Below are 12,099 nucleotides of genomic sequence, written 5' to 3'. Positions count from 1 at the left end.
TAATTGCAGCTCTCATTTCCCTCCTTTTACTATTACTCAAATAAAACAATCTTGCAACCTTTATGGTGTCAAAAACGATTATTTTTTGTTAAAATTAAAAGGAAGTAATGAAAAAAGAATGAAAGAGGCACATACAATGGGACGTTTTATCGCTTTAACCATTATGCTTATCCCCGTTTTTATCGCTGGGTATGGGATTAAGTTAATGAGGGATACCTTTTTTCAAATTAGTAATATTTCGTTTTTACCGTTGTCGTTAGAATTTGTCCTCGGTCTGATTTTATTTTTAGCCGGATTAAGTTTTATCGCAGGTTTTATTTTTTATAGAGACAAGAAAAACGGAAAAATATCACCAAAATTCAAAAAAAACTCGTCCGTTGACGAGGCGAAGGCAGAGAAGTAGTGCCCTTTTAGAAGGAGCTTCATCCGCTCATGAGCAAATATTCATGAGCAGATGAACGAATTTAGAACGACAAGCACTGCCTTTTCTTTAGCTTAAGTTTTTTTCATTGAGACACCAAGCCTGTCAAACCATTGTAATAATGGTTTTTTTTCGATCACAGCCGATATCGAAATACGCTCGATCAGCCCACTAATTATCATTAAAATCGCCAATATGCTCCATTGAACGATTGGTGATGCGACTGTAATGGTCCAAAGAGCTAAAATACTTCCGATAACCGTTGCTCCATTATCACCTAACATCGCAATCCGGTGCCCTTCTAGAACTAAGAGGAGATAAAAAACCGTTACGATGTAAATAACAATAAGAAAGGAAGGAATAAAGCCAGCAAGAAGCAGAATAACCCAAAAGAAAAGACTCACCTTCCACACTCTTAATGGACGTGTATCTAAAGCATTCATGACATGCGGAAAAAGAAGTAGAAGTAAAAAATAACGAATCATAATAAAGATCGTTTCCGGTTCAAAAAAAATAGTCATATAAAGCGAGGCCGCTATCGTTCCTACTATTTTTAATATCCCTGTCGTAGGCTTTTTATGTTTAATCAAATAATGTAAGTGACCTTTAATTCCTTTAGGTGAATTTTGCCCGTATAAATCATCAATAAAACCAATGCTCCAAATGATCAAAACATACATTAACGCCCAAGTGCTAAGAGCCATTAAGTCGAGATTGAAATAATCAATCACAAGAGCATAGGCAAAAACCACGAGAACACCTAAGCTATAAGGGACTTGTTTCCCTTCATAATTGCGGACCGTCCAACCGGCTGACAAAAACGCATACATACTTAAAAGAGCGATGATAGGCAAAATAAAAATATAGAGATACATCTCAAACCTCTTTTCGATAACGTTCAATATCTAATAATTGTTTGCACCTATGCCATAAACCTTTTATGCTCTTCCCCATTTCACGATGCTGCATTTTTGTTTCTACTTCTAAAATTTTTGCCCCTGCCTCTAAAAAACGAATCGACATTTCCGTCTCTACGCCAAATCTGGCCGAATGTATCGATTGAATACACGGGAGCCAGCGGCGATGAAAAATACGCTGTCCCGATAATGGTGCTTCTAATTTAATCCCTGTTTTTTCAAAAATTAAAGCTTGAGCTCGTTTTTTCACAAGTCCAAAGCCTGCTTTTTTTCCCGGAGCGACTTTTGAAACAATTACATCAGCCGCAGCTAACAGGGCTGGCTGTATGAGGGCTTCGGCTTCTTCGGCTGATGAACCTAAGTCTGCATCAAGACAAAGGATGTACTCCCCCTTCCCCTTTTGAAAGCCTGCTTCTAATGCTCTTCCTTTACCTTGGTTTTCTTTTAATCGAATCACTTCATCCGCATAACGATTAGCAATTGTAAAGGTTTCATCAACACTACCATCATCGACAACAATTAACTCAAGCGAAAAAGGAAGAGAGCGAATTGCTTTTAATGTGTTGGCTATTCTTTCTTCTTCATTAAATGCTGGCACGATCACACTAATTTGCACCACTCTATAAGCTCTCCTTCTTCCGTCTAAATTGGAACCACCCTTGTGTTAATTTAGCCCGAACATTGTATTTAGCCCACCAATTCAAAATATTGTTTGACAGTTGAGTAAACCAATCAAAAGAAAAGATAGGTGCTTGATGAATCCCTCCAAGTATGTGAATTCCTTTTAAATCCGTAATCATTTCACCAGCCTGAATCCGACTTAAAATACTTGAACCCATGCCTGGCCTACCTTTTTCTAAAAATTCCTTCATTCCACTTCGACATCCAACTAAAAATAAATGAGCTGCTTTCGACCAGTATGCACCGTAGATGGCTAAATCTTCACTTGTACCGACAAATTGAAGTTCCTCCCAGTTCATGATGTTTAATGACTGAACCCGTTCTGCTCCAGGTGAATGCCCTGACATGTAACGATGACAAATAAGATGCGCTCCACATAATAAAGCCTTCTCAGATACAGAATCCATATCCCCAATAATAAAATCCGGCTTCACCCCAATATTTAATAATCCATCCGCTGCCCCGTCAACTGCCATGACGTTGATGTTCTCCCTTTTTATTTTTCGTTTAATGGCTAACAAATCTTTTTCATAAGAACAATTTCTTGCGACGATTAATACTTGTTTTCCTTCTAGCATTTGAAAACAAGTCGGGAGCTCGTATTGAGTCAAAAATAAAGGAGCTTCCTTTTGGGCATATTCAAGAGAATTACTCATGAAGTCTAAAAATAACTGTTGATAATTTTCTTTTGCTGTTTGTAACCGTTCTGTTATTTTTTCTTCTGTATAAGGGATTAACCGACAAAGGTGACGAGATTGTTTGCCTGCTTTTTCATATAAGCCATCTCCCTTAATGAAATGGACATTTTTTGTAAAAGAATCACTCTGTAAGGACACATCTATTTCTTCAAGATCATAAACAGGAATCCCTTCGGCAAGTAACCTTCGCACTTGTTTATGTTCATATTTTCCACTCATTGATGATTTAAAATTAATGATCGCTTTTACTTTTTTTTCAATTAATCCATCCACAGCTACTCCATCTAAATCTTCATGCGATAATACCGCGATCATTGATTCGCCATTTGGTATCATTTCAATTAATTTTTTTGTTGTTTTATGGGCGATAATTTTACCCTCTAATAGATTGGACATACTAAAACACTCCTAACAATATTGGTTTTAGTATGATCCATTCTTGGCATTCATAGTCTTAAAAAATGATTCTTTCATGTGATTTAATTCTTTTGAAACAAATTATCGCTCTACAACATATCTTTCGCTTTTTGGCAGGCGGTCAGAAAATCTCTTTTCACACAATAAAAAACACCAAAAACAGCTTTTCCCTAAAGCCTGTTTTGGTGTTCAATTCAAATCTTTATCATTATTTCCACTCGCTAAGAACGAATAGTTATCAGCTTACTTTATGTTCAATTCTCAATTTATCGGCGACCATCGCAATAAATTCTGAGTTCGTTGGTTTCGCTTTCGTATGACTAACCGTATAACCAAAAAGATTGGAAATCGAATCAATATTCCCTCGACTCCAAGCGACTTCAATCGCATGACGTATCGCTCTTTCCACGCGGCTAGCCGTCGTATTAAATTTTTTCGCAATGTCTGGATACAGTACTTTCGTTATCGATCCTAAAAGTTCAATATCGTTATAAACCATTGTAATCGCCTCTCGTAAATACATATAACCTTTTATATGAGCTGGCACTCCAATTTCATGAATAATGCTAGTAATACTTGCATCTAAATTGAAACCTTGTTTTTCGTTTCTAGAAGATGAAGAAGAATTTGCGTTTAAAATAGATGTCGCAGAACCACCTGATTTCTGGAGAAAGGTTTTTTTGCCACCACCAATCTCTCGAATATTCGTCACTAATACTTCGATGTCAAATGGTTTAAGGACATAATAAGACGCACCTAAATCAACTGCCTTTTTTGTGACATCTTCCTGACCAAAAGCGGTTAACATAATGATGTTTGGTTTTCGTGGCAAATTCATTTGTGTTAGGCGCTCAAGCACGGCCAAACCATCTAAGTGAGGCATAATGATATCTAAAATAAGAACGTCTGGCTGTTTGTTCTCAATCATATTCAAACAATCCTGACCGTTATAAGCAACCCCTATCACTTCCATATCATCCTGTGCTGAAATGTATTCGTTTAGCAAGTGAACTAACTCTCGATTGTCATCTGAAATACCCACTTTAATCTTTTCCACGGAATGTCCTCCTCATAAACAGGTTAATTTTGTCTTTAACGATTTCGACAAGCAATCATTAAATCCTTTATATTATTTAAAAATTCTCGATTTTAATAGAAATTCTTCTATTTACTCACTATTCCTTTTGTTTTCGAGCCTTTTCGCTAATCTTCATTCAATATATACACCATATGTCGAATGATCTTTGTCTATCCTTACTTTAACATAAAATAGGAAAAGTGATGAGTTTATTTCAAAAGTAAATTATAGGAAAAGTAAGATTCTGTCTATTTTTCCTAAAGTCATTAAAAAAAGCCAAACGAGTTAACTCGCTTTGGCTCCTGATAATTGTGCTAACACTCCTGCTTCTTCAAGCATCCAACTTATGTGACAACCATAACCACTTTTTGGATCGTTCACAAAAACGTGAGTGACAGCACCGACTAATTTTCCATTTTGAATAATTGGACTACCGCTCATTCCTTGCACAATTCCACCGGTTGCTTCTAACAGCTTTGGATCCGTCACTCGTATGACCATCCCTTTCGTTGCGGCTTGTTTTTGTGGAATCGAACTCACAATTTCAATATCAAACTCTTCAATTTCTTCGCCATTAACAACCGTTAATATTTTGGCAGGCCCTTCTTTAACTTCATGAGCCATCGTTATCGGCATTTTTTGATCATAATGATTATTTTTTATATCATCTTTTTTTAAGGTCCCAAAAATTCCATAAGGACTATTCTTTTCAATTGTACCAAGAACATCTCGAGCATTTTTAAAGCTGGCTAATTTTTCACCAGGGTCACCGTTACTTCCTTTTTCAATTGAATTGACCGAAGAGCGAATAATTTGACCATCATGTACAATAATTGGTTTCTGAGTATCCACATCTGAGATTACATGGCCTAATGCACCATATTTTTTTGATTCTGGGTCAAAAAAAGTTAAGGTTCCTACCCCAGCGGCTGAATCTCTAATATACAAACCTAACCGATAAGAATGCTCATTTTTAGCTTTTATCGGTGTTAATGTCTTGTTAACAAGTTGATTATTTCTTTTAATTTCAATACTTAATGGTTGATTGCCTTCTCCTGCTTTTTGGACAATGTTCGCTACCTCGGTAATATGCTGGATAGGTTCGTCGTTAATTTTGACAATCATATCGCCTACTTCAATCCCTGCTTCTTCCCCAGGTGACTCATCACCAATTGTAGTCGGGATTAAATGATGTCCAACTACGAGAACGCCTTCCGTATTTAGCTTTACCCCGATTGACTGTCCACCAGGAATAACTTCAATTTTTGGTAGAACATTAACATTAACTTGCTTGACAGGAAAACCGCCAACTTCAAATGTCATTTCCTGTTCACCTACTTCGTGTCCGGTAATATGTGAACGATTTGTATCTCCTTCACTTGTACTTGAGTAGGATATCGTATTATTTTTTTGATTAATAAAACTTGTAATATCATGACTTGAGGTCTCAACAAGCTCTGTCTCAACCCCTTCGAATACCGTTATTTCTTGCGGAATGGCTAACCAATCCGAAACGATATTTGAAGTTCCTAGGCTAAGAAGGCCGAGCATCAGGACCACTCCTACCAACTTTCTTATATGTTCGCCTCTCACTCACTTCACTCTCCTAGCTCCTAGCCCACACCTCCATGATGGCTGTATTACTAATGTTGCCTTGGAAGCGAACATTTATAACCTAATCCAATAGAAAAAAGCTAACCTATTTTGGTTAGCTTTTCATATTAGCTACTTTGTGCTTTCCTGCAAGTTCCAATAATTCCTCGGCATGTTTTTTCGTTAAATCGGTTACTTCGACTCCTGAAATCATTCGAGCGATTTCATTTGTTTTTTCATTTGCTGAAAGACTCTCGACTTTTGTATGCACCCGATTTTTGGCTTCGTGTTTTGAAATATACAAATGAGTATCAGCCATTGCCGCCACTTGAGGCAAATGAGTAATACACAAAACTTGAGAACCAACCGAAATCCCGTAAATTTTTTCGGCAATAGCTTGAGCAACCCTGCCACTAACTCCCGTGTCCACTTCATCAAAAATAACAGATGTTAACCCTTGATGAGAAGAAAAGATCGTTTTAATCGCAAGCATAATTCGCGAAATTTCCCCACCAGATGCTACTTTTGCTAATGGTTTCATTGGTTCGCCTTGGTTAGTCGAAATAAAAAACTCAACTTGGTCCATTCCATCTTTTTGAAATTTTTGTGAGAAATTCTGACTCTGCCTTTCTTCAATACGAACTTCAAATTGCGTTTTTTGCATATAAAGCTGTTGCAATTGCTCGTGAATAGCCTTTACTAAGTCGGTAGAAGCCTGTTTTCGTAGTTCCGATATCGCCTCTGCTTCTACTTTAACATCCAACCAGAGCGTATCTAATTTACATTTGATATCATCGATCTGATCATCTTTATGTAAAATCGAATCAAGCTCTTCTTCAATCCGAGCCGAATATTCTAAAATTTCCTCAACCGTTTGCCCATACTTCCTTTTTAATTGCTGAATTTCATTTAGCCTTGTCTCAATAAAGGTAAGTCGTTCTGGATCAAAATCAACCCCTTCAACATGGTCACGCAAACTAAAAGTCGCCTCTTCTAAAAGATAAAAGCTATTAGAAATTTGTTCAAAGATGCTTTGTAGATCTTTATCAATCGTAGCGGCCATCTCTAAATTAGACAAAGTATTCGAAACAAAATCTAACCCTTTTCCTTCTCCATATAAACTTTGATAGCTGTCCTGTAAGAGGCTAAACAATTTTTCACTATTGGCTAATTTATGTCGCTCGGCAAATAATTGATTGTCTTCATCAGGCATTAGTTTCGCACTTTCAATTTCTTTTAATTGATACTGATATAAATCAATTTTTTGGGCCATTTCCTGCTCATTATGAGTAAATTCATTTAGCTTTTTCTGTAGAGTCATCGCTTCCCGATAGACGCTCTGATATTCTGCTGTATCGGTTTTAGCAAAATAATCAACCATAGCAAGATGATGTTCTGCTTGCATTAACGCTTGATGCTCATGTTGACCATGAATATCAACAAGCGTTTGACCAATCTCCCGTAATATTCCTAAAGTCACAAGTTTTCCATTGATTCGACAAATACTCTTGCCATGATGGGTTAAATCCCGCCTTAGAATGAACATTTGTTCTTCGACTTCAATTCCGAGCTCATTTGCTTTTTTAATAACTGGGTGTTTTTTTTCGACAATAAACAGCCCTTCAATTTCCGCTCTTTTTTCACCGTATCGAACAAATTCAACAGAGCCTCTTCCACCTAATAATAATCCTATTGCATCAATAATAATTGATTTTCCAGCCCCTGTTTCACCTGTTAAAACCGTTAAGCCTTTTTCAAACGGAATCGTTATCTCGTCAATTATCGCAAAGTTTTTAATCGTTAATTCTTCAAGCATCACATTCCCCACCTTAAAGCATATCTAAAAATTTCTCCATAATACGCGGTCCATCTTCTTTATTTTTACAAATAATCAAGATCGTGTCATCACCACAAATCGTCCCCATCACTTCTGGCCAATCTAAATTATCGATTAAGATGGCAATCGAATTTGCATTACCAGGTAATGTCTTCATCACAATTAAATTTTCTGTTCGATCAATGTTAACAAAACTGTCCATTAACGCACGTTTAAGCTTTTGTAAAGGGTTAAAGCGCTGATCCGCCGGTAAACTATATTTATAACGACCATCGATCATCGGCACTTTGACCAGATGTAATTCTTTAATGTCTCTTGAAACAGTCGCTTGTGTGACATTATACCCTTCAGACTTTAATCTCTCGACTAATTCGTCCTGTGTTTCAATCTCATTATTTGTAATTAAATCCCTAATTTTGATATGACGTTGTCCTTTATTCAAACCTGAATCACCTATTTCTCAGATATAGTTTCTGCTTTCATTATCCACATTTCGAATGATATTGACAACCTTTTCACAAATTTCCTGCATAAATATACTAAAAGTCAATTAGTTTTTTCCTAATTTCGGGAGAGTTTTTAGTGATTTTTAGTTCCTATAAAAGGCTAAAATGGCTAATTAGTTATAGAAAATCCACGTTGTCCTAATTTCAATACGAATCAAACTTCCTCATTAAAAAAGAGAAAGGTCAAGCATACGCTCTCCCTTCCTCAGACGTTTATTTTTTTAAATCGGTATGAGCAGCTGTCACTACTTCAACAATCGTGCTGTGATAATCCAACTCATCCAATGCTTCATTTGGATACGTTAAATATAAAAGAAATTCAATATTCCCTTCTCCACCCGTTATCGGAGAATAGCTAATCCCTTTAATCCCATATCCTTCTGCTAAAACAAACTGGCACATACTTGTTAAAACTTCGCTGTGTACAGTAGCATCTTTTATAATCCCTTTTTTGCCTACTTGTTCTCGTCCTGCTTCAAATTGTGGTTTCACTAACGCAATCACTTCTCCACCAGGCTTAATAAGTGTCTTTAAAACAGGTAGAATAAGTTTTAAGGAAATAAACGAGACATCGATCGACGCAAAATCCGGTAAGCCTTCATGAAGATCTTCAGCTGTTACATAACGAAAATTAGTTCTTTCCATTACAACGACTCTATCATCTTGTCTTAACTTCCAAGCTAGCTGATTGTAGCCAACATCGAGGGCGTAAACAATCTTTGCTCCATTTTGTAAGGAACAATCGGTAAATCCTCCTGTTGACGCACCGATATCGAGAACGGTTTTATTTGATAAATCAAGATTGTATAACGTAATCGCTTTTTCTAACTTTAGTCCACCTCGACTTACATACGGTAAAACATTCCCTTTCACCGTAAAGTGGACATCGTTGTCCATTTTTACTCCTGGCTTATCAATACGCTCGGTTTCTAAATAGACTAAGCCTGCCATAATCGCTCTTTTTGCTTTTTCTCTCGTGTCAAAAAGACCTTGTTCAACAAGCAATACATCTACTCGTTCTTTTTTTGCCATTCTTGTTACGCCCTTTGTCTTTGTCTCGGAACCATTGCGATGATCTGCTCAGATACTTGATTTGCTGTTAAGCCAATTTCTTCAAGTAACTGAGAAACACTACCATGCTCAATAAAGTAATCCGGAATTCCCATTCGTTTAATGGTTAAATCGCGATAGCCTGCTTCATTATAAAATTCTAATACCGCACTACCGAATCCACCTTGAAGGGCCGCTTCTTCTAAAGTTAAAATAGGAATGTTTTGCTCAGCTATCTGAGATAACAACTTCTCGTCTAAAGGCTTAGCTGAGTTTGCATTTACTAAGGTAACATGAATACCTTGTGATTCAAGGTATTGGCTCGCCTCTTCCGCCACTGGAAGCATTGTGCCAAAGCTTAAAATACAGGCATCCTTGCCCTCTTTTAAAACTTCCCATTTTCCAATTTCAACTGTTTTTAATTGTTGATCCATCTTAATTCCATAACCATTTCCACGCGGATAACGAACCGCAATTGGACCATCATTATATTGGACCGCTGTATAAATCATATGTTGTAGTTCATTTTCATCTTTTGGCATTAAAATCGTCATATTTGGTAAATGACGCAAATAAGCAATATCAAAAACGCCCTGATGTGTTTCTCCATCAGCCCCAACTAATCCGGCACGGTCTATCGCAAATAAGACATTTAAATTTTGTCGACAAATATCATGAACAATTTGGTCGTAGCCTCGTTGTAAGAAAGTAGAGTACACAGCAAAAACAGGCTTTAACCCTTGTGTGGCGAGACCACCAGCCATCGTTGTTGCATGTTGCTCAGCAATCCCTACATCAAACATTCTTTCAGGGAATTCCTTTGCAAAAACATCTAATTTTGTTCCACCCGGCATTGCGGCTGTAATGGCAACCACTCGCTCATCTTCACGAGCAATCTTTTTTAGTGTTTCTGCAAATACACCGCTATAACTAGGTGGCCCAGGGTTTTTCACAACTTCACCGGATTCAATTTTGTATGGTCCTAATCCATGCCAAGTTCCAAGGGCATCATTTTCTGCTGGTTCATACCCTTTCCCTTTTTTGGTGAGCACGTGAATTAGAACTGGACCTTTAGTTTTCTTCGCATATTTCATGTTTTCCATTAAATCATCTAGGTCATGACCATCAACTGGTCCTAAATACGTAAAGCCCATTTCTTCAAAAAAGACACCTGAAACAAGTAAATATTTCAAACTATCTTTCACACGTTCAGCCGTTGCAGCAAGCTTACCACCAAATGCTGGGATTTTCTTGATCAGCATTTCAAGTTCTTCTTTAGCTTTATGATATTTACCAGCGGTTCTCAATTTCCCTAATACATTGTGAAGGGCACCGACATTAGGAGCAATCGACATTTCATTGTCATTTAAGACAACGATTAAATCCTTTTGTTCATGTCCAATATGGTTTAACGCTTCTAAAGCCATGCCACCTGTTAGAGCTCCATCTCCAATAATCGCCACAACACTATTGTCTTCTCCCTTTAAATCTCTTGCAGTGGCCATCCCCATAGCTGCAGATAAAGAAGTAGAGCTATGACCGGTCTCCCAAACATCGTGTTCACTTTCATTTCGTTTTGGAAATCCACATAAACCTTGATATTGTCTGAGCTTATCAAATTGGTCTGCTCGTCCTGTTAAAATTTTGTGGACATATGCTTGATGTCCTACATCCCAAATAAACTTATCCTTAGGGCTTTCAAACAAATGATGAAGAACTAATGTCAGTTCAACAACCCCAAGGTTCGGTCCTAAATGTCCGCCTGTAACGGATAGTTTTTCAATTAGAAAATGACGAATGTCTTGAGCTAATTCCTCTAATTGTGCTTTGCTGTAGCCTTTTATCAAACTAGGATCTTTAATATTTTCTAGCTTCATTTTCAAAACACTCACTTTCGAGTCAGTTTATCTTACTTTTATATGGGCCAATTGCTGATTTCATGCTGGCCATTTAGTCGTCTTATGTCTGTTTAGAAAAAGTTAAAATACATACCGTAATTCATTCTTTCCCCTCATTGTATCAGAAAAAACAGAGATGAAAACCTTTTACCTAAATTAGAGAAGATTTTCAAAAGTCAATATAAGGATCATTATGTAAAACGGTTCACTATAATATGAAACAGTTTCGTACAGTCCATTCTTCTTCAATACTATGCTCAGAGCACCAAGATTTTTATGTATCTCTAGCATCTATCCACTGTTTTCAATGAATGACTCATTCGCTTATAAAAGCTGTTTAATATTATACCATGTGGTCTTTTTTTGCTCAAACGTTAACATAAATAAGGCAAAGGTGTATATAATTTCGCTTCCTCCACCAGATTCATAGCCTACGCGTTCCGCGGGTGAATCGGAGGTCTCCTCGCTAAGCGCTGCGGGGTCTCCCATCCTTCACTAGTCCCGCAGGAGTCTCCGGGCATTTCGCTCGCTCCGTTTTGGTCTAAGAAAAAACAGCTAAAGCTATAATGGAGTATCTAGTGAATAATCTAATGGTTTGAGATTCTTCCTAAGTTTAAAGTTAAAATGAGACCTTTTTCAGTGACCTGTGAGACCCCGCAGGACACGGAGAGATCATTTCTGCAACGATGGCCGAAATACCCTTTTGATACAACAACCGCAAATCACAAGTCGCTATGGTTTTCCTCTTCTCTAGCGGAAGAAATGATGCGGAGACTCCCGCGGGATCTAGGAGCCGGGCTGAGACCCCGCAGGCCTAGCCGAGGAGGCTCAGCGCTCCCCCGCAGGACGCGGAGCAATCATTTCTGCAGCGGCAGCCGAAGAACCCTTTTGATACAACAACCGCAAATCACAAGTTGCCATGGCCTTCCTATTTCTCTAGCGGAAGAAATGATGCGGAGACTCCCACGGGATCTAGGAGCCGGGCTGAGACCCCACAGGCCTA

General features: G+C 37.8%; 10 protein-coding genes. 1 reads left to right on the top strand and 9 read right to left on the bottom strand.

What is annotated here, in order from left to right; translation table 11 throughout:
- The first annotated feature begins 136 nt into the window (after positions 1 to 136).
- A complete protein-coding gene (locus tag AA0017_RS04280) occupies positions 137 to 403 on the top strand; it encodes a DUF2627 domain-containing protein (protein WP_413379837.1) in 267 nt (88 codons plus the stop codon).
- 92 nt (positions 404 to 495) lie between these two features.
- Here the strand turns inward: AA0017_RS04280 and AA0017_RS04275 are convergent, their stop codons facing one another.
- The 9 genes from AA0017_RS04275 to dxs all read right to left on the bottom strand — a co-directional run bounded on the left by AA0017_RS04275 (position 496) and on the right by dxs (position 11,075).
- Positions 496 to 1,296: a hypothetical protein gene (locus AA0017_RS04275; RefSeq protein ID WP_413379836.1), complete on the bottom strand. Its 801-nt coding sequence runs from the start codon at positions 1,294 to 1,296 to the stop codon at positions 496 to 498.
- Between the two features lies 1 nt (position 1,297).
- Positions 1,298 to 1,957: a glycosyltransferase family 2 protein gene (locus AA0017_RS04270; RefSeq protein ID WP_413379834.1), complete on the bottom strand. Its 660-nt coding sequence runs from the start codon at positions 1,955 to 1,957 to the stop codon at positions 1,298 to 1,300.
- 1 nt (position 1,958) lies between these two features.
- Positions 1,959 to 3,113, bottom strand: coding sequence for a putative cytokinetic ring protein SteA (gene steA / locus AA0017_RS04265; RefSeq protein ID WP_413379832.1), 1,155 nt, complete (start codon positions 3,111 to 3,113; stop codon positions 1,959 to 1,961).
- 259 nt (positions 3,114 to 3,372) lie between these two features.
- Entirely contained in the window at positions 3,373 to 4,191 is an 819-nt protein-coding gene (gene spo0A / locus AA0017_RS04260; protein WP_413379830.1) for a sporulation transcription factor Spo0A, read from the bottom strand.
- 306 nt (positions 4,192 to 4,497) lie between these two features.
- A complete protein-coding gene (spoIVB, locus tag AA0017_RS04255) occupies positions 4,498 to 5,805 on the bottom strand; it encodes a SpoIVB peptidase (RefSeq protein WP_413379828.1) in 1,308 nt (435 codons plus the stop codon).
- 115 nt (positions 5,806 to 5,920) lie between these two features.
- Positions 5,921 to 7,621: a DNA repair protein RecN gene (gene recN / locus AA0017_RS04250; RefSeq protein WP_413379826.1), complete on the bottom strand. Its 1,701-nt coding sequence runs from the start codon at positions 7,619 to 7,621 to the stop codon at positions 5,921 to 5,923.
- Between the two features lie 13 nt (positions 7,622 to 7,634).
- Complete coding sequence (gene ahrC / locus AA0017_RS04245; protein WP_413379824.1) at positions 7,635 to 8,084, bottom strand: transcriptional regulator AhrC/ArgR; 450 nt, start codon at positions 8,082 to 8,084, stop codon at positions 7,635 to 7,637.
- 277 nt (positions 8,085 to 8,361) lie between these two features.
- Entirely contained in the window at positions 8,362 to 9,180 is an 819-nt protein-coding gene (locus AA0017_RS04240) for a TlyA family RNA methyltransferase (RefSeq protein ID WP_413379822.1), read from the bottom strand.
- Positions 9,181 to 9,185: 5 nt separating this feature from the next.
- Entirely contained in the window at positions 9,186 to 11,075 is a 1,890-nt protein-coding gene (dxs, locus tag AA0017_RS04235) for a 1-deoxy-D-xylulose-5-phosphate synthase (RefSeq protein WP_413379820.1), read from the bottom strand.
- Positions 11,076 to 12,099: the final 1,024 nt, after the last annotated feature.

Source organism: Alkalihalobacillus phoenicis, from assembly GCF_047302405.1.
GTDB lineage: Bacteria > Bacillota > Bacilli > Bacillales > Bacillaceae_D > Alkalihalobacillus.
This window is presented reverse-complemented; position numbering and strand designations above follow the sequence as displayed.

Bases quoted from the DNA above. Each gene is read 5' to 3' on its own strand.
- AA0017_RS04280 (WP_413379837.1), top strand. From the start codon at position 137: ATGGGACGTTTTATCGCTTTAACCATTATGCTTATCCCCGTTTTTATC.
- AA0017_RS04275 (WP_413379836.1), bottom strand. From the start codon at position 1,296: ATGTATCTCTATATTTTTATTTTGCCTATCATCGCTCTTTTAAGTATG.
- steA (WP_413379832.1), bottom strand. From the start codon at position 3,113: ATGTCCAATCTATTAGAGGGTAAAATTATCGCCCATAAAACAACAAAA.
- recN (WP_413379826.1), bottom strand. From the start codon at position 7,621: ATGCTTGAAGAATTAACGATTAAAAACTTTGCGATAATTGACGAGATA.
- AA0017_RS04240 (WP_413379822.1), bottom strand. From the start codon at position 9,180: ATGGCAAAAAAAGAACGAGTAGATGTATTGCTTGTTGAACAAGGTCTT.
- dxs (WP_413379820.1), bottom strand. From the start codon at position 11,075: ATGAAGCTAGAAAATATTAAAGATCCTAGTTTGATAAAAGGCTACAGC.